Source organism: Arthrobacter sp. JZ12 (assembly GCF_035189165.1).
In the GTDB taxonomy this organism is placed as follows: Bacteria; Actinomycetota; Actinomycetes; order Actinomycetales; family Micrococcaceae; genus Arthrobacter_D.
Genome location: NZ_CP045246.1, coordinates 2,465,009 through 2,480,174 on the forward strand (window position 1 = coordinate 2,465,009; position 15,166 = coordinate 2,480,174).

27 protein-coding genes are annotated in these 15,166 nt (G+C 61.9%); all 27 read right to left on the bottom strand.

Going from position 1 to position 15,166, the window contains the following annotated elements; translation table 11 throughout:
• Nucleotides 1–21 precede the first annotated feature (21 nt).
• Entirely contained in the window at nt 22–399 is a 378-nt protein-coding gene (rpsM, locus tag GC088_RS11320) for a 30S ribosomal protein S13 (RefSeq protein WP_323959112.1), read from the bottom strand.
• A gap of 167 nt (nt 400–566) precedes the next feature.
• On the bottom strand, nt 567–680 hold the full coding sequence (gene rpmJ / locus GC088_RS11325) for a 50S ribosomal protein L36 (RefSeq protein WP_024475611.1): 114 nt from the start codon (nt 678–680) through the stop codon (nt 567–569).
• Nucleotides 681–769: 89 nt separating this feature from the next.
• Complete coding sequence (gene infA, locus GC088_RS11330) at nt 770–991, bottom strand: translation initiation factor IF-1 (RefSeq protein WP_019481515.1); 222 nt, start codon at nt 989–991, stop codon at nt 770–772.
• A gap of 220 nt (nt 992–1,211) precedes the next feature.
• Complete coding sequence (map, locus tag GC088_RS11335; protein WP_323959113.1) at nt 1,212–2,039, bottom strand: type I methionyl aminopeptidase; 828 nt, start codon at nt 2,037–2,039, stop codon at nt 1,212–1,214.
• Between the two features lie 3 nt (nt 2,040–2,042).
• On the bottom strand, nt 2,043–2,615 hold the full coding sequence (locus tag GC088_RS11340; RefSeq protein WP_323959114.1) for an adenylate kinase: 573 nt from the start codon (nt 2,613–2,615) through the stop codon (nt 2,043–2,045).
• Nucleotides 2,612–3,925: a preprotein translocase subunit SecY gene (gene secY, locus GC088_RS11345; RefSeq protein ID WP_323959115.1), complete on the bottom strand. Its 1,314-nt coding sequence runs from the start codon at nt 3,923–3,925 to the stop codon at nt 2,612–2,614. Before secY ends, GC088_RS11340 begins: the two co-directional genes overlap by 4 nt.
• Nucleotides 3,926–4,194: 269 nt before the next feature.
• A complete protein-coding gene (rplO, locus tag GC088_RS11350; protein WP_323959116.1) occupies nt 4,195–4,686 on the bottom strand; it encodes a 50S ribosomal protein L15 in 492 nt (163 codons plus the stop codon).
• Nucleotides 4,686–4,898 carry a 50S ribosomal protein L30 gene (rpmD, locus tag GC088_RS11355; RefSeq protein WP_323959117.1) on the bottom strand — a complete coding sequence of 71 codons (213 nt, stop codon included), beginning with the start codon at nt 4,896–4,898 and terminating at the stop codon, nt 4,686–4,688. Before rpmD ends, rplO begins: the two co-directional genes overlap by 1 nt.
• A complete protein-coding gene (rpsE, locus tag GC088_RS11360) occupies nt 4,898–5,611 on the bottom strand; it encodes a 30S ribosomal protein S5 (protein ID WP_323959118.1) in 714 nt (237 codons plus the stop codon). The genes rpmD and rpsE overlap by 1 nt, the downstream gene beginning before the upstream one ends.
• Nucleotides 5,608–5,991 carry a 50S ribosomal protein L18 gene (rplR, locus tag GC088_RS11365; RefSeq protein WP_323959119.1) on the bottom strand — a complete coding sequence of 128 codons (384 nt, stop codon included), beginning with the start codon at nt 5,989–5,991 and terminating at the stop codon, nt 5,608–5,610. Before rplR ends, rpsE begins: the two co-directional genes overlap by 4 nt.
• A 2-nt stretch (nt 5,992–5,993) precedes the next feature.
• Nucleotides 5,994–6,530: a 50S ribosomal protein L6 gene (gene rplF, locus GC088_RS11370; RefSeq protein WP_323959120.1), complete on the bottom strand. Its 537-nt coding sequence runs from the start codon at nt 6,528–6,530 to the stop codon at nt 5,994–5,996.
• Between the two features lie 20 nt (nt 6,531–6,550).
• On the bottom strand, nt 6,551–6,949 hold the full coding sequence (gene rpsH / locus GC088_RS11375) for a 30S ribosomal protein S8 (protein ID WP_167994165.1): 399 nt from the start codon (nt 6,947–6,949) through the stop codon (nt 6,551–6,553).
• Between the two features lie 94 nt (nt 6,950–7,043).
• Nucleotides 7,044–7,619, bottom strand: coding sequence for a 50S ribosomal protein L5 (rplE, locus tag GC088_RS11380; RefSeq protein WP_323959121.1), 576 nt, complete (start codon nt 7,617–7,619; stop codon nt 7,044–7,046).
• Nucleotides 7,619–7,996, bottom strand: coding sequence for a 50S ribosomal protein L24 (gene rplX / locus GC088_RS11385; protein WP_323959122.1), 378 nt, complete (start codon nt 7,994–7,996; stop codon nt 7,619–7,621). The genes rplE and rplX overlap by 1 nt, the downstream gene beginning before the upstream one ends.
• A 2-nt stretch (nt 7,997–7,998) precedes the next feature.
• Nucleotides 7,999–8,367, bottom strand: a complete 369-nt coding sequence (gene rplN, locus GC088_RS11390; protein ID WP_026545654.1) for a 50S ribosomal protein L14 — start codon at nt 8,365–8,367, stop codon at nt 7,999–8,001.
• A gap of 335 nt (nt 8,368–8,702) precedes the next feature.
• A complete protein-coding gene (rpsQ, locus tag GC088_RS11395; protein WP_323959123.1) occupies nt 8,703–9,002 on the bottom strand; it encodes a 30S ribosomal protein S17 in 300 nt (99 codons plus the stop codon).
• Nucleotides 8,999–9,346, bottom strand: a complete 348-nt coding sequence (rpmC, locus tag GC088_RS11400; protein WP_323959124.1) for a 50S ribosomal protein L29 — start codon at nt 9,344–9,346, stop codon at nt 8,999–9,001. The genes rpsQ and rpmC overlap by 4 nt, the downstream gene beginning before the upstream one ends.
• Before the next feature lie 2 nt (nt 9,347–9,348).
• Nucleotides 9,349–9,765, bottom strand: coding sequence for a 50S ribosomal protein L16 (rplP, locus tag GC088_RS11405; RefSeq protein ID WP_026545657.1), 417 nt, complete (start codon nt 9,763–9,765; stop codon nt 9,349–9,351).
• Nucleotides 9,766–10,602 carry a 30S ribosomal protein S3 gene (gene rpsC, locus GC088_RS11410; RefSeq protein ID WP_323959125.1) on the bottom strand — a complete coding sequence of 279 codons (837 nt, stop codon included), beginning with the start codon at nt 10,600–10,602 and terminating at the stop codon, nt 9,766–9,768.
• Nucleotides 10,603–10,968 carry a 50S ribosomal protein L22 gene (gene rplV, locus GC088_RS11415; RefSeq protein ID WP_323959126.1) on the bottom strand — a complete coding sequence of 122 codons (366 nt, stop codon included), beginning with the start codon at nt 10,966–10,968 and terminating at the stop codon, nt 10,603–10,605. It abuts the gene before it with no gap.
• Nucleotides 10,969–11,007: 39 nt separating this feature from the next.
• Nucleotides 11,008–11,289 carry a 30S ribosomal protein S19 gene (rpsS, locus tag GC088_RS11420; RefSeq protein ID WP_003803803.1) on the bottom strand — a complete coding sequence of 94 codons (282 nt, stop codon included), beginning with the start codon at nt 11,287–11,289 and terminating at the stop codon, nt 11,008–11,010.
• A gap of 12 nt (nt 11,290–11,301) precedes the next feature.
• Nucleotides 11,302–12,141: a 50S ribosomal protein L2 gene (gene rplB / locus GC088_RS11425; RefSeq protein ID WP_323959127.1), complete on the bottom strand. Its 840-nt coding sequence runs from the start codon at nt 12,139–12,141 to the stop codon at nt 11,302–11,304.
• Nucleotides 12,142–12,172: 31 nt separating this feature from the next.
• Nucleotides 12,173–12,478 (bottom strand): 50S ribosomal protein L23, encoded by a 306-nt coding sequence (gene rplW, locus GC088_RS11430; protein WP_309071300.1) that lies wholly within the window; start codon nt 12,476–12,478, stop codon nt 12,173–12,175.
• Nucleotides 12,475–13,095 carry a 50S ribosomal protein L4 gene (gene rplD, locus GC088_RS11435; protein ID WP_323959128.1) on the bottom strand — a complete coding sequence of 207 codons (621 nt, stop codon included), beginning with the start codon at nt 13,093–13,095 and terminating at the stop codon, nt 12,475–12,477. Before rplD ends, rplW begins: the two co-directional genes overlap by 4 nt.
• Before the next feature lie 4 nt (nt 13,096–13,099).
• Nucleotides 13,100–13,756: a 50S ribosomal protein L3 gene (gene rplC / locus GC088_RS11440; RefSeq protein WP_323959129.1), complete on the bottom strand. Its 657-nt coding sequence runs from the start codon at nt 13,754–13,756 to the stop codon at nt 13,100–13,102.
• 16 nt (nt 13,757–13,772) lie between these two features.
• Nucleotides 13,773–14,081, bottom strand: a complete 309-nt coding sequence (gene rpsJ, locus GC088_RS11445; protein WP_003803825.1) for a 30S ribosomal protein S10 — start codon at nt 14,079–14,081, stop codon at nt 13,773–13,775.
• A gap of 409 nt (nt 14,082–14,490) precedes the next feature.
• Nucleotides 14,491–15,093 carry a hypothetical protein gene (locus GC088_RS11450; protein ID WP_323959130.1) on the bottom strand — a complete coding sequence of 201 codons (603 nt, stop codon included), beginning with the start codon at nt 15,091–15,093 and terminating at the stop codon, nt 14,491–14,493.
• Nucleotides 15,094–15,166: the final 73 nt, after the last annotated feature.

Consider the following 15,166-nt stretch of genomic DNA (forward strand, 5'->3'; position numbering starts at 1 on the left):
GGCTAGTACCGGGGCGCTGAATTAGCGGCCGGCCTTCTTCTTGCCTGCGACGGTCCGCTTGGGTCCCTTGCGGGTACGCGCGTTGGTCTTGGTGCGCTGTCCACGCACGGGAAGGCCGCGGCGGTGCCGGAGACCCTCGTAGCTGCCGATCTCAACCTTGCGGCGGATGTCTGCAGCTACCTCACGGCGGAGGTCACCCTCGACCTTGTAGTTGCCTTCGATGTAATCGCGAAGCTGGACGAGCTCAGCGTCAGTCAGATCCTTCACGCGCGTGTTCGGGTCGATGCCCGTCTCAGCGAGAGTCTGATCTGCACGGGTCTTGCCCACGCCGTAGATGTAGGTAAGCGCAATGATTACCCGCTTTTCGCGGGGAATGTCTACGCCAGCGAGACGTGCCATAGTGGCGGTTCTCCTTTTGGATGACCGGAGGTCTGAAACAGTGCGGCCCGGACGTGCCCGGTCCCCGGCCTCCGAACCGGGGGTGTGGGCTGACTTTACTTGCGCCTGCCCTGCACTGCTTTTTAGGTTGTGGTGTTACTACGCGTGGGTGACCCTCGAACGAGGAATCAGCCCTGGCGCTGCTTGTGGCGCGGGTTTTCGCAGATTACGAGTACGTTGCCCTTGCGGCGAACCACCTGGCACTTGTCGCAGATCCGCTTCACGCTCGGCTGTACCTTCATGGCTTTCCTTTGCGTTCTTGCAGTATTTGCTGTGTTGCCTTCCCACCCTCAGAGGACAGGAAGACCTGGAACTGAAACTTCAGAACCGTTTACTTGTAGCGGTAGACAATACGACCGCGGGTGAGGTCGTAAGGGCTAAGCTCCACTACCACCCGGTCCTCGGGGAGGATTCGAATGTAGTGCTGACGCATCTTTCCCGAGATGTGGGCGAGAACAATGTGTCCGTTGGCAAGCTCAACGCGGAACATCGCGTTGGGCAGAGCCTCGTTCACAGTGCCTTCAATCTCAATGACACCGTCTTTCTTGGCCATATCCTCCGCTAACTTTGGTGCCGCTACTTGCGTAGCGAACGGTTTTGGGTTTTGATCGTTTGAACTTGCAGCCGCTTCCCACGCACCAGGCCCAGGAATTCTGTATGGAATACCTGATCCGCCAGTGGGCGCGAAAGGGCGCAGAAGTAGAGACAACCAGCAATCAACTGTACGCTACGGCGCGCGATAAGTTAAATCGCTGATCCAGTTAGCCGAACGGCTAGTCGAGCGGAGCTACAGTCACGCCGAGCTCAGCGAGCTTGGCGGCACCGCCGTCGGCCGCGCTGAGAACCCAGATGCCGCCGTCGTGCACTGCCACAGTGTGCTCCCACTGGCAGGCGCGCTTGCCGTCAACGGTGACCACTGTCCAGTCGTCCTCTAGGACAGCAGTCTCAAGGCGACCCTGTACGAGCATCGGTTCGATCGCCAGGCAGAGGCCGGGCTTGATCTTCGGACCGCGGTGGCTGGTGCGATAGTTCAGGACGTCGGGCGACTGGTGCATCTGTGTGCCGATGCCATGCCCCACATAGTCCTGCAGGATTCCGAGCGCGGGCCCGGGCTGCGCGGAAACGTAGTCATCGATCGCAGCTCCGATGTCACCGACATAACGGCCCTTGGCCAGTCCAGCTATCCCCCGCCACATGGCTTCCTCGGTCACCGTAGACAGGCGAACGTCCTCAGGACGCGGGGTACCGACAATGACGGTGCGGGCAGAGTCCGAATGCCAGCCCCGAACTACGGCACCGCCGTCGATGGAGATGATGTCGCCGTCCTGCAGGACATAGTCGCCCGGGATGCCATGGACAACCTCGTGGTTCACCGAGGTGCAGATGCTGTTCGGGAAGCCGTGGTATCCCAGAAAGTTCGACGTGGCGCCGGCGTCCTTGAGAACGCCGGCGAACACTGCGTCGAGCTCGCGGGTTGACACGCCTACGCGTGCGGCGGCGACCGTCTGGTCGAGGGCGTCGCAGAGCACCAGGCCCGCTTCCCGCATGATCCGGATCTGGTCGCGTGTCTTGTACTCAACCCGCTGCTGGCGAAACATCATCTGCTACTGGGTCACCTTCAGCGCGGACATGACGCGGTCAGTGACCTCGTCGATGGCGCCGATGCCGTCGACACGGGTGACGATGCCGCGGGCCTCGTACTGCGAAACGACGGCCTCGGTCTGCTCGTGGTACAGATCCAGACGGTGGCGGATGACAACCTCGTTGTCGTCCGAACGGCCATCAAGCTGGGCACGCTTCAGGAGTCGCTTCACCAGCTCCTCATCGTCGGCAGTCAGCTGCAGGACGACGTCGAGCGCCAGCTCGTTCTGCTGGAGGATGTCATCCAGCTCGGCCACTTGGGCTGCAGTGCGCGGGTATCCGTCGAGGAGGAACCCGTCCAGGGTGTCGTCCTCGTTCAGCCGAGCACGGACCATGTTGTTGGTGACGCTGTCGGGCACGAAGTCCCCGGCGTCCATGTACTTCTTCGCCTCGACACCAAGCGGCGTCTGGTTCTTGACGTTCTCCCGGAAGATGTCTCCTGTGGAGATGGCGACTACACCCAACCGCTCGGAAATCCGAGCCGCCTGCGTGCCTTTTCCGGACCCGGGCGGTCCAATGATGAGCATACGTGTCATCGCAATAACCCTTCGTAGTGGCGCTGCTGCAGCTGCGCGTCAATCTGCTTCACCGTCTCGAGGCCGACGCCCACCATGATGAGGATGGAGGTTCCACCGAACGGGAAGTTCTGGTTCGCATTGATGGCTACGAGCGCGATCAACGGAATGAGCGCAACAATGCCGAGGTAAATGGCGCCCGGCAAGGTGATGCGGGACAGGACGTACTGGAGGTACTCCGCCGTGGGGCGGCCGGCACGGATGCCGGGGATGAAGCCGCCGTACTTCTTCATGTTTTCCGACACCTCCTCCGGGTTGAAGGTGATCGCCACGTAGAAGTACGTGAAGAACACGATCATCGCGAAGTAAAGCGCCATGTAGAGCGGGTGGTCACCTGTGGTGAGGTAGGTGGTGATCCAGTTGACCCATTCAGGCGGCGGAGTCTGGCCGTCCGTCGGAGTGTTGAACTGGGCAATCAACGACGGCAGGTAGAGCATCGACGAAGCGAAGATAACCGGGATAACACCGGCCATGTTCACCTTGATCGGGATGTAGGTGCTGCTGCCGCCGAGCGTGCGGCGCCCAACCATGCGCTTGGCGTACTGGACCGGAATACGGCGCTGCGACTGCTCCACGAAGATCACGAGCATGACCACGAAGACACCGATCACCAGAACTCCCAGGAAGACGTTCCAGCCCTGGGTACGAAGGATCTCACCGAGCGACGTCGGGAAACCTGCGGCGATAGCGGTGAAGATGAGCAGGGACATGCCGTTGCCGACGCCCTTCTCAGTGATCAGCTCACCCATCCACATGATCAGGCCGGTGCCGGCAGTCAGGGTGATGATGAGGAGGATGATCGTGATCAGGCTGTCATCGGGAATGATCGGCACCGGACAGTTGCCGAGCAAGGCACCCGAACGCGCAAGCGACACCAGCGTCGTTGCGTTCAGGAGCCCAAGGGCGATGGTGAGGTACCGCGTGTACTGCGTCAGCTTGGCCTGCCCCTGGGCGCCTTCTTGGTGAAGTTCCTGGAAACGCGGGATCACAACGCGCAGCAGCTGGGTGATGATGCTGGCGGTGATGTAAGGCATGATGCCGAGAGCGAAGACCGAAACCTGCAGCAGTGCGCCACCGCTGAACAGGTTCACGAACTGGTAGAGGCCGCCCTCTGTATTGCCGAGCTGCAAACACTGCTGCACATTGCCGTAATCGACACCCGGCGCCGGGATAAACGCACCCAAACGGAAGATGGTGATGATTCCCAGCGTGAACAACAGCTTGCGCCGCAAGTCTGGCGTCCGGAAAGCCCGGCCAATAGCGCTTAGCAAGCGTCCTCCTGAATAAGATTCAAAGCCCCTCCAGGGGCAATACACACCAACCGAGTCTAACGGCTGGGACCGGGCATGCGGGAACCCGAATGTGCGACTGAGACTGTTAAACGAAACAAACTCTTGGCGGGCCGGAGGTCCCGGCCCACCAAGAGTCTAATTGCTTCAAAAGCTTGATCACAGTCGGTCTCCCCCGCCGCCGTCGTTCCGGTGTGCCCTTTCAGGCAACCCACCGAGGACGGAGGCGGCGGAGGAGCTCGATCTCTGAACTAGAGTGCCGAGACCGAGCCGCCGGCGGCGGTGATCTTCTCGGCAGCGCTGGCGGATACAGCGTGGACCTTGACGTCCACCTTCACCGACAGGTCGCCCGTGCCCAGGACCTTGACGAGCTGGTTCTTGCGAACAGCACCCTTGGCGATCAGGCTGTCAACCGACACCTCGCCGCCCTCGGGGTAGAGCTCGTTGATCTTGTCCAGGTTTACAACCTGGTACTCAACGCGGAACGGGTTCTTGAAGCCGCGCAGCTTCGGCAGACGCATGTGCAGCGGCAGCTGGCCACCTGCGAAACCTGCCTTGACGGAGTAGCGGGCCTTGGTGCCCTTGGTACCACGACCGGCGGTCTTACCCTTGGAGCCCTCACCACGACCAACGCGGGTCTTGGCGGTCTTGGCACCCGGGGCGGGACGCAGGTGGTGAACCTTCAGCGCGTGAACGCGAGGCGTGCTCTCGGTGGATTCCTCCACCGTCTTCTTCTCTGCCATTACTTGGCCTCCTCAACCTTCACGAGGTGCGGAACCGTGTTGACCATGCCCACGGTCACCTCGTCGGCGGTGCGGACAACGGTGTGCCCGATCCGCTTCAGGCCGAGTGAACGAAGGGTGTCCCGCTGGTTCTGCTTACCGCCGATAACGGACTTGATCTGAGTGATTTCCAGCTTTGCGGAGCTGGCAACCAGACGCTTCGGAGTTGCCATTACGCACCTGCCTTCTGATCCTGCATTGCGCGCAGCATCGACGTGGAGGCAACCTCGTCCAGCGCCAGTCCGCGGCGTGCAGCCACAGCCTGGGGCTCTTCGAGCCGCTTCAGCGCGTCAACGGTTGCGTGAACAATGTTGATGGCGTTGGAGGATCCCAGCGACTTCGAGAGAACGTCGTGGATACCGACGCACTCCAGTACCGCACGCACCGGACCACCGGCGATAACACCGGTACCCGGGGATGCGGGGCGAAGGAGCACGACGCCGGCAGCGGCCTCACCCTGAACCAGGTGGGGAACGGTGCCGCCGATGCGGGGAACCTTGAAGAAGGACTTCTTGGCTTCCTCGACAGCCTTGGAGATGGCCGAGGGAACTTCCTTGGCCTTGCCGTAGCCGACACCGACCATGCCGTTGCCGTCACCGACAACAACGAGTGCGGTGAAGCTGAAGCGCCGGCCGCCCTTGACGACCTTTGCCACACGGTTGATCGACACGACGCGCTCTACGAACTTGTCCTTGTCGTCGCCGCGTCCGCCGTCACGACCGCCACGGCCGCCGTCGCGTCCGCGGCCTTCGCCGCGTCCGCCACGCTCACCGCGGCGACCGCCACGGCGATCGTCTGTAGCCGACGTCGTCTCGGTGGACTCTGCCGCGGGAGCTTCAGTTGCAGTATTCAATGAGGCTTCCTTTGCGTTGTTCTGCTCGGTCACAGTGCCAGCCCACCTTCACGTGCGCCGTCTGCGATTGCGGCAATCCGGCCGTGGTACTTGTTGCCACCACGGTCGAACACGACTGCCTCGATACCGGCAGCCTTTGCACGCTCAGCAACGAGCTCGCCGACGCGCTTGGCCTTGGCGGTCTTGTCGCCGTCGAACGCACGCAGATCTGCTTCGAGGGTCGATGCCGATGCAACGGTGACACCCTTGGTGTCGTCGACTACCTGCACGAATACGTGACGTGCCGAACGGTTGACCACCAGGCGCGGACGAACAGCCGTACCGGTAATGCGCTTGCGAACCCGAAGGTGGCGGCGTCCGCGCTGGGCGGACTTGCTCTTCGAGGTGCGCTTCTTGTTGATGCTCAGTGCCATGGTTACTTACCAGCCTTTCCGACCTTGCGGCGGATAACCTCGCCCGCGTAGCGGATGCCCTTGCCCTTGTAGGGGTCCGGACGGCGCAGCTTGCGGATGTTCGCAGCGACCTCGCCGACCTGCTGCTTGTTGATGCCGGAGACCGAAACCTTGGTGGGGCTGTCAACGGTGAGCGTGATGCCCTCCGGTGCCTTCACAGCCACGGGGTGGCTGTAGCCAAGTGCGAACTCCAGGTCAGAACCCTTGGCCTGCACACGGTAACCGGTGCCGACGATCTCAAGGTTCTTCTTGTAGCCCTCGGTAACACCGATGATCATGTTGGAGATCAGGGTGCGGGTCAGGCCATGCAGCGAGCGGGATTCACGCTCGTCGTTGGGGCGGGTAACGGTAACGGTGTTTTCCTCGAGGGAAACCTGGATGGGGCTGGCAACAGTGTGGCTCAGCTCGCCCTTGGATCCCTTGACGGAGACGACGTTGCCGTCAACCTTGACTTCCACGCCTGCAGGCACGGTGATGGGGAGACGTCCAATACGTGACATTTTTCTCTTTCCCTTTCCCGCTACCAGACGTAGGCGAGGACTTCCCCACCTACACCCTTCTTGGCTGCCTGGCGGTCCGTGAGCAGACCGGAAGACGTGGACAGGATGGCAATGCCCAGCCCGCCCAGAACGTGCGGCAGGTTGGTGGACTTTGCGTATACACGCAGGCCCGGCTTGGAGATGCGCCGGATGCCCGCGATGGAGCGCTGACGGTCGGGACCGAACTTGAGGTCGATGGTGAGCTTCTTGCCTACCTCAGCCTCTTCTTCCTTCCAGCCGGCGATGTAACCTTCGGCCTTCAGGATGTCGGCAACGCGTGCCTTCAGCTTGCTGTACGGCATGGACACGGTGTCGTGGTATGCCGAGTTGGCGTTGCGCAGACGCGTGAGCATGTCTGCTACAGGATCTGTCATTGTCATTGGGCTCTAGCCCTTCCTCGTAACGGTTTCCGGACTCCGGGGATCACCAGCAGCTGCTGGACACGTACCGGAGCGGACCTGGAACGTAGTTGAATTAGTCTTCAGATTTGAACGGGAAGCCAAGCGCCTTGAGCAGTGCGCGGCCCTCGTCGTCGGTCTTTGCGGTGGTCACAACGGTGATGTCCATACCGCGGACACGGTCAATCTTGTCCTGGTCGATCTCGTGGAACATGGACTGCTCCGTGAGGCCGAAGGTGTAGTTGCCGTTGCCGTCGAACTGGCGTCCGTTCAGACCGCGGAAGTCGCGGATACGGGGCAGAGCCAGCGTGACCAGGCGGTCGACGAATTCCCACATGCGGTCGCCGCGCAGAGTCGCGTGTGCACCGATCGGCATGCCTTCACGGAGCTTGAACTGCGCGATGGACTTACGGGCCTTGGTGACCTGCGGCTTCTGGCCGGTGATTGCGGTGAGGTCGCGTACAGCGCCGTCGATGAGCTTGGAGTCCTTGGCGGCATCTCCAACACCCATGTTCACAACAACCTTCACCAGGCGCGGAACCTGGTTGACGTTGCTGTAGTTGAACTGGTCCTGCAGCGCCGACTTGATCTCGGAGGCGTAGCGGGCCTTCAGGCGGGGGGTGATCTTGGTTTCTACGGCTTCAGCAGTCATTACAGATCCTTCCCTGATGCCTTGGCAACGCGGATCCGGACCGTGCGCTCACGGCCGTCCCGCTCCACAGTCTCGGTGCGGTAGCCGACGCGCGTGGGCTTCTTGGTCTCGGGGTCCACCACTGCGACGTTACTGATGTGGATGGGAGCCTCAACGGTCTCGATGCCACCGGTCTTGGTGCCGCGCTGCGACTGACCGACCTTGGTGTGCTTCGTGATGCGGTTGATGCCCTCGACCAGCACGCGGTTGCTCTCGGGGAACACCTTCAGAACCTTGCCCTGCTTGCCGCGGTCTCCGCCGCGGTCCTGGCGGGCGCCGGTGATGACCTGAACCAGGTCACCCTTCTTGATCTTCAGCTTCGAACGGGTCTGAGCCATAACTACAGCACCTCCGGGGCCAGCGAGATGATCTTCATGAAGCGCTTGTCGCGGAGTTCGCGACCGACCGGGCCGAAGATACGGGTACCACGAGGATCGCCGTCGCCCTTGAGGATGACAGCTGCGTTCTCGTCGAACTTGATGTAGGAACCGTCCGCACGGCGGCGTTCCTTCTTGGTGCGAACGATGACGGCCTTGACCACATCGCCCTTCTTGACGTTCCCACCGGGGATAGCGTCCTTAACGGTGGCGACAATGACGTCACCGATTCCTGCGTAGCGACGTCCGGATCCGCCGAGAACACGAATGGTAAGGATTTCCTTAGCACCAGTGTTGTCGGCGACCTTGAGCCGCGACTCCTGCTGAATCACTATTTACTCCTTGCGTCGCGCCGGTTCTCAGACCGAAATACTGCATACGGAATGAGCCTTGCGGAACGATTGATCGGGGTGTCTCTGGGCCCGCCTGGATTTGGCCAGAACAGACCTAAACGCCCGTGCCCGAGGCATTTGCTTTCCAGAAGCCCGGCTTACGCCAGGCGCAGGGAAGTACTATGTCTGAGCACGATTGTTTACGAGGGTTTCACGGTGGCGCACATAGCGCACCACACAAACTCAATATCCTAGCACATCTGAAAACGCAAGCAGTCCCCCGCTCCGAAGAGCGAGGGACTGCGCGCTGTAAGCGGTAGAGCTGTAGCCTTCGCTTACTTTGCTTTTTCCAGGATCTCCACCAGGCGCCACCGCTTGGTAGCGGACAACGGGCGGGTCTCGCTGATCAGGACCATGTCGCCGACACCAGCGGTGTTCTGCTCGTCATGGGCCTTGACCTTGGAAGTGCGACGGATGACCTTGCCGTAGAGGCCGTGCTTCACACGGTCCTCAACCTCGACAACGATGGTCTTCTCCATCTTGTCCGACACGACGTAGCCGCGGCGGGTCTTGCGGTAACCGCGGGCCGGGGCCACAGTGGCCTCTACGGTTCCCTCAGTCTTCTCTTCACTCACTTGGCATCCTCCTCAGAAGCCTTTGTTTCCACGGACGTCTCGTCCTTCGTGGAGTCAGCCTTTGAGCTCTTCGACTTCTTGCCGGCCTTCTCAGTCTTTGCTTCCTCAACCGGAGCAACGACGTCAGGCCGAATTCCCAGCTCACGCTCGCGCAGCACGGTGTAGATGCGGGCAATGTCCCGCTTCACAGCGCGCAGGCGGCCGTGGTTCTCAAGCTGACCGGTGGCTGACTGGAAGCGCAGGTTGAACAGCTCTTCCTTAGCCTTGGCAAGCTCCTCCTTCAGACGGTCCTTATCGAACCCATCCAGCTGGTCGGTTGCCAGTTCCTTTGAACCGAGTGCCATGACTATTCACCACCCTCACGACGCACGATACGTGCCTTCAACGGCAGCTTGTGGATCGCCAGGCGCAGTGCCTCGCGAGCTACCTCTTCATTGACACCGGAGAGTTCAAACAGAACGCGGCCGGGCTTGACGTTGGCTACCCACCACTCCGGGGAACCCTTACCGGAACCCATACGGGTTTCAGCAGGCTTCTTGGTCAGCGGACGGTCCGGGTAGATGTTGATCCACACCTTTCCGCCACGCTTGATGTGACGGGTCATTGCAATACGCGCAGATTCGATCTGGCGGTTGGTGACGTATGCCGGGCTCAGAGCCTGGATACCCCACTCACCGAAGCTGACCTGCGTGCCGCCGGTAGCAGCGCCCGAACGACCGGGGTGGTGCTGCTTACGGAACTTCACTCGACGTGGGATAAGCATTTAAGCCTGTCCTCCTTCCGCTGCAGCAGCGGACTCAGCCGGTGCGGACTCGGCGGGAGCGGCGGTAGCCTCACCCTGGCCGCGATCGGCATTACGACGACGGCGGTCACCGCGGTCAGCGCCGGCGGGTCCGCGTCCGGGGCGGTCCCCGCCACGTCCACGCGACGGCGCAGCAGCTGCCTGCGCAGCCAATTCCTTGGCGGTGACGTCGCCCTTGTAGATCCAGACCTTCACGCCGATACGGCCGAAGGTGGTCTTTGCCTCGAAGAAGCCGTAGTCGATGTTCGCGCGCAGGGTGTGCAGGGGCACACGTCCTTCGCGGTAGAACTCCGAACGGCTCATTTCAGCGCCGCCCAGACGGCCGGAGCACTGCACGCGGATGCCCTTGGCACCGGCACGCTGTGCCGACTGCATGGCCTTCTTCATGGCGCGGCGGAAAGCCACACGCGAAGAAAGCTGCTCTGCAATGCCCTGGGCAACCAGCTGAGCCTCAACCTCGGGGTTCTTGACCTCAAGGATGTTCAGCTGGACCTGCTTGCCGGTGAGCTTCTCGAGCTCGCCGCGGATGCGGTCAGCTTCTGCGCCGCGGCGGCCGATAACGATGCCCGGACGTGCCGTGTGGATGTCCACGCGGACGCGGTCGCGGGTGCGCTCGATCTCAACCTTGGCGATGCCTGCGCGGTCCATGCCCACGGACATGAGCTGGCGGATCTTGACATCCTCGCGGACGAAGTCCTTGTAGCGCTGGCCCGGCTTGTTGCTGTCAGCAAACCAGTGTGACCTGTGGTCAGTGGTGATGCCGAGTCGGAACCCGTGCGGGTTTACTTTCTGTCCCACTTAGCGGTCCTCCACTTTCTCGGGGGTTGCGACAACAACAGTGACGTGGCTCGTCCGCTTGTTGATGCGGTAGGCGCGGCCCTGTGCACGCGGCTGGAACCGCTTCATGGTGGGGCCTTCATCGACGAATGCTTCGCTGATGATGAGGTCGCTCTCGTCGAATGCAACGCCGTCGCGATCCGCGAGAACGCGTGCGTTGGCGACTGCCGACTGAACTACCTTGAATACCGGCTCCGAAGCTGCCTGGGGGGCAAACTTCAGGATTGCCAGAGCCTCATTCGCTTGCTTGCCACGAACAAGGTTGACGACGCGCCGGGCCTTCATAGGCGTTACGCGCAGATGACGCGCAATAGCCTTGGCTTCCATTGCTTTCCTTCTCTCGTCTTAGCCGTAGAAACAGGCGCCTTAGCGGCGCTTGCCCTTACGGTCGTCCTTCACATGGCCGCGGAAAGTCCGCGTGGGAGCGAATTCGCCGAGCTTGTGCCCGACCATCGACTCGGTGACAAACACCGGAATGTGCTTGCGTCCGTCGTGCACGGCAATGGTGTGGCCGAGCATGTCGGGGATGATCATCGAACGGCGGGACCAGGTCTTGATGACGTTCTTGGTGCCCTTCTCGTTCTCGCGGGCCACCTTCACGAACAGGTGCTGATCGACGAAGGGGCCTTTCTTCAGGCTGCGTGGCATGTTTCCAGGCTCCTATCGCTTGTTCTTGCCGGAACGACGGCGACGCACAATGAGCGAATCGCTTTCTTTGTTGGGGCGGCGGGTACGGCCTTCGGCCTTACCGTTCGGGTTGACCGGGTGACGTCCACCGGAGGTCTTGCCTTCACCACCACCGTGCGGGTGATCGACCGGGTTCATCGCGACACCACGGACGGTCGGGCGAACGCCCTTCCAGCGCATGCGGCCGGCCTTGCCCCAGTTGATGTTCGACTGCTCGGCGTTGCCGACCTCGCCGATCGTTGCGCGGCAGCGCACGTCGACGTTGCGGATTTCACCGGAGGGCAGGCGCAGCTGTGCGAAGCGGCCTTCCTTGGCGACGAGCTGGACCGAAGCACCGGCCGAGCGCGCCATCTTGGCACCGCCACCGGGGCGGAGCTCGACGGCGTGGATAACCGTACCGACGGGGATGTTGCGCATCGGCAGGTTGTTGCCGGGCTTGATGTCCGCGTTGGGACCGGCCTCAACGAAGTCGCCCTGCTTCAGCTTGTTCGGCGCGATGATGTAGCGCTTCGTGCCGTCAACGTAGTGCAGGAGCGCAATGCGGGCGGTGCGGTTGGGATCGTATTCGATCTCAGCAACGCGGGCGTTGACGCCGTCCTTGTCGTGACGACGGAAGTCGATGAGACGGTACTGACGCTTGTGTCCACCACCCTTGTGACGGGTGGTGATCTTACCGGTGTTGTTACGGCCGCCCTTCTTGGGGAGCGGACGCACCAGGGACTTCTCCGGCGTCGACCGTGTAATTTCTGCGAAGTCGGCAACGCTCGAGCCACGACGGCCCGGGGTTGTCGGCTTGTACTTAAGGATTGCCATGTTTCAGTTCCTCGTTAAAGTGGTCTCCGCCCTAGCTGAGCGGACCGCCGAAGATGTCGATCGTGCCTTCTTTGAGGGTGACGATCGCGCGCTTGGTGTCCTTGCGCTGTCCCCATCCGAATTTGGTGCGCTTGCGCTTACCGGCACGGTTGATGGTGTTGATCGAGTCGACCTTGACGGAGAAGATCTTCTCCACTGCCAGCTTGATCTCGGTCTTGTTAGAGCGCGGGTCGACCAGGAAGGTGTACTTGCCTTCGTCGATCAGTCCGTAGCTCTTCTCCGACACGACGGGTGCAATGACGACGTCGCGGGGATCCTTTGCGATGGAGCCACTCACTTGGCGTCCTCCTCAGTGTTCTGTGCCGCACCGACGAACTCGTCGTAGGCAGCCTTCGTGAAGATCACGTCGTCAGACACGAGCACGTCGTAGGTGTTGAGCTGGTCAACGTACAGCGTGTGGACCTCGGCGAGGTTGCGCACGGACAGTGCGGCCACGTCGTTGGAACGCTCGATGACAACCAGCAGGTTGGCGCGCTCGGAGACGCCACGCAGAGCTGCCAGGGCAGCCTTGGTGGACGGCTTCTCGCCGGAGACGAGGGACTCGATGACGTGGATGCGGCCGTTGCGTGCCCGGTCGGACAGGGCACCGCGCAGGGCGGCAGCCTTCATCTTCTTGGGGGTGCGCTGGCTGTAGTCACGCGGCGTCGGGCCGTGGACAATGCCACCACCGGTCATGTGCGGGGCACGGATCGAACCCTGGCGGGCGCGACCGGTTCCCTTCTGCTTGAACGGCTTGCGGCCGGCTCCGCTGACCTCGGCGCGGGTCTTGGTCTTGTGCGTACCCTGGCGGGCAGCAGCAAGCTGGGCCACAACAACCTGGTGCAGCAGCGGAACGTTGGTCTGTGCGTCGAAGATCTCGGCGGGGAGATCAACATTCACAGTGTTGGTAGCCATTTACTTATGCTCCCTTCACGGCGGTGCGTACGAGTACGACCTGTCCGCGGGCGCCGGGGACAGCGCCCTTGATCAGCAGCAGCGACTTCTCGACGTCCACAGCGTGAACCGTGAGGTTCAGCGTGGTCTGGCGAACGGCGCCCATACGGCCTGCCATGCGCATGCCCTTGAAGACGCGGCTGGGGGTGGATGCTCCACCGATCGAACCCGGCTTGCGGTGGTTCTTGTGGGCACCGTGCGATGCACCGACACCGGCGAAGCCGTGGCGCTTCATGACACCTGCGAAGCCCTTACCCTTGGTCTTGCCGATGACGTCGACCTGCTGGCCGGCTTCGAACAGCTCAACGGACAGTTCCTGTCCGAGCGAGTAGGAGTCAGCATCTGAGGTGCGCAGCTCAACAACGTGGCGGCGAGGCGTGACGCCGGCCTTCTCGAAGTGTCCGGCGAGCGGCTTGGTTACCTTGCGCGGGTCGATCTGGCCGAAGCCGATCTGGACAGCGCTGTAGCCGTCGACGTCAGCTGAACGCAGCTGGGTGATGACGTTGGAGTCAGCCTGCAGAACCGTTACCGGTACGAGGCGGTTGTTCTCATCCCAGACCTGGGTCATGCCGAGCTTGGTAGCCAGCAGGCCCTTGACCTGGCGTGTAAGTGAAGTAGACATATTTATCTTCTCTCCCTTACAGCTTGATCTCGATGTTCACGTCCGCGGGGAGGTCGAGGCGCATGAGCGAGTCGACGGCCTTGGGCGTGGGGTCAATGATGTCGATCAGACGCTTGTGCGTGCGCATCTCAAAGTGCTCACGGCTGTCCTTGTACTTGTGCGGCGACCGGATAACGCAGTAAACGTTCTTTTCCGTGGGCAGCGGCACCGGGCCGACTACCGTCGCGCCTGCGCGCGTCACCGTCTCAACGATCTTCCGAGCTGAAACGTCAATGACCTCGTGGTCATACGACTTCAGCCGGATGCGGATCTTCTGTCCCGCCATGGCGTCTCGACTCTCTCTCTTGGTAAGGGACCTCGCCTTGCAGCGACGCCCCTGGGTGCGTACGTACCTCTTGTGCGCCCGTTGTTGCGGCGCTCCTCCAACAGACTGAATCCGGATGTTTCCGGGTTCCTCACCCTGTTGAGGCTCCGACCCCCGCGCTCGGGCGTGTCGCGTATTCTCTAAAGAAAATCCCGCAGTAATCCGAGCTATTGGATTGGGGTGGGTTATATTTGGGCCAGCTTCCGCGGCGGATGCGACCCTGCGCCAGGCATTATCCTGACCGGGACTACAGCTCAAACCGCGCGCACAGGCGCTTGAACAACTCAACTAGTCTGCCAGATTATGCAGCACAATGCGAATCAGGCCGACAGTGCGGCCTACGACACGCCGGCTGAACTCCTATTCCACGCTACTTTGCTTTGACCCCGGCCTGCTTCAGTGCCAGCCGCGCCAGGCCTTCCATCGCCGTCGGGTCGCCCTCACGCCACGCACGAACCGGATCTTCCGAGACTGCTCGTAACTGGGACGGCTTGGCGGTGACCAGCGCGCGGAGTGCGAGCAGGTCGCGTCCTCCCCCTTCACCGTGCAGCCGCCGTGTGCGGGAGGACCGCACTACGAAGCGCACGCGTGGTATCAGCCACATGGGAATTAGCACGAGGACAGGCAGCAGGAAGAGCGCCAATCCCACGACCATGGCAGCCTGCGCCACCGAATCCTGCTGGTCCTGGCCGGCGGTGATGAGGAAAGTGCCGGCGTCGGCCGCGTCCAGAAATGGTGTGCTTGCCTGCTCGCCAATGAAGGGCACTCCCCCGATCCGGTCCGCCGCATCCGTCATGGTGCTTTGGAAACCGGTGCCCGCATCTTCCATCCCGCGCCCGAACTCGGCCAGTGCCGCTATTGCCTGCGAGGCCGCGCGGGACAAAAACCAGGCAACGACGACGGCGGCCACCGCGAACAGGTCGGTCAGGATCTGCCAGACCCGATGACCCGGGCGGGATGAGTAGATTTGCACCGCACCACTCTACGTAAAGACCCATAACAAAAGCGAAAGCCCCGCTGCGACGTGCGCAGCGGGGCTTTCGCTA

Bases quoted from the DNA above. Each gene is read 5' to 3' on its own strand.
- rpsM (WP_323959112.1), bottom strand. From the start codon at position 399: ATGGCACGTCTCGCTGGCGTAGACATTCCCCGCGAAAAGCGGGTAATC.
- rpmJ (WP_024475611.1), bottom strand. From the start codon at position 680: ATGAAGGTACAGCCGAGCGTGAAGCGGATCTGCGACAAGTGCCAGGTG.
- infA (WP_019481515.1), bottom strand. From the start codon at position 991: ATGGCCAAGAAAGACGGTGTCATTGAGATTGAAGGCACTGTGAACGAG.
- map (WP_323959113.1), bottom strand. From the start codon at position 2,039: ATGATGTTTCGCCAGCAGCGGGTTGAGTACAAGACACGCGACCAGATC.
- GC088_RS11340 (WP_323959114.1), bottom strand. From the start codon at position 2,615: ATGACACGTATGCTCATCATTGGACCGCCCGGGTCCGGAAAAGGCACG.
- rplO (WP_323959116.1), bottom strand. From the start codon at position 4,686: ATGGCAGAGAAGAAGACGGTGGAGGAATCCACCGAGAGCACGCCTCGC.
- rpmD (WP_323959117.1), bottom strand. From the start codon at position 4,898: ATGGCAACTCCGAAGCGTCTGGTTGCCAGCTCCGCAAAGCTGGAAATC.
- rplR (WP_323959119.1), bottom strand. From the start codon at position 5,991: ATGGCACTGAGCATCAACAAGAAGCGCACCTCGAAGAGCAAGTCCGCC.
- rplF (WP_323959120.1), bottom strand. From the start codon at position 6,530: ATGTCACGTATTGGACGTCTCCCCATCACCGTGCCTGCAGGCGTGGAA.
- rpsH (WP_167994165.1), bottom strand. From the start codon at position 6,949: ATGACAATGACAGATCCTGTAGCAGACATGCTCACGCGTCTGCGCAAC.
- rplE (WP_323959121.1), bottom strand. From the start codon at position 7,619: ATGACTGCTGAAGCCGTAGAAACCAAGATCACCCCCCGCCTGAAGGCC.
- rplX (WP_323959122.1), bottom strand. From the start codon at position 7,996: ATGGCTCAGACCCGTTCGAAGCTGAAGATCAAGAAGGGTGACCTGGTT.
- rpmC (WP_323959124.1), bottom strand. From the start codon at position 9,346: ATGGCACTCGGTTCAAAGGAACTGGCAACCGACCAGCTGGATGGGTTC.
- rplP (WP_026545657.1), bottom strand. From the start codon at position 9,765: ATGCTTATCCCACGTCGAGTGAAGTTCCGTAAGCAGCACCACCCCGGT.
- rplV (WP_323959126.1), bottom strand. From the start codon at position 10,968: ATGGAAGCCAAGGCTATTGCGCGTCATCTGCGCGTAACGCCTATGAAG.
- rpsS (WP_003803803.1), bottom strand. From the start codon at position 11,289: ATGCCACGCAGCCTGAAGAAAGGCCCCTTCGTCGATCAGCACCTGTTC.
- rplB (WP_323959127.1), bottom strand. From the start codon at position 12,141: ATGGCAATCCTTAAGTACAAGCCGACAACCCCGGGCCGTCGTGGCTCG.
- rplD (WP_323959128.1), bottom strand. From the start codon at position 13,095: ATGGCTACCAACACTGTGAATGTTGATCTCCCCGCCGAGATCTTCGAC.
- rplC (WP_323959129.1), bottom strand. From the start codon at position 13,756: ATGTCTACTTCACTTACACGCCAGGTCAAGGGCCTGCTGGCTACCAAG.
- rpsJ (WP_003803825.1), bottom strand. From the start codon at position 14,081: ATGGCGGGACAGAAGATCCGCATCCGGCTGAAGTCGTATGACCACGAG.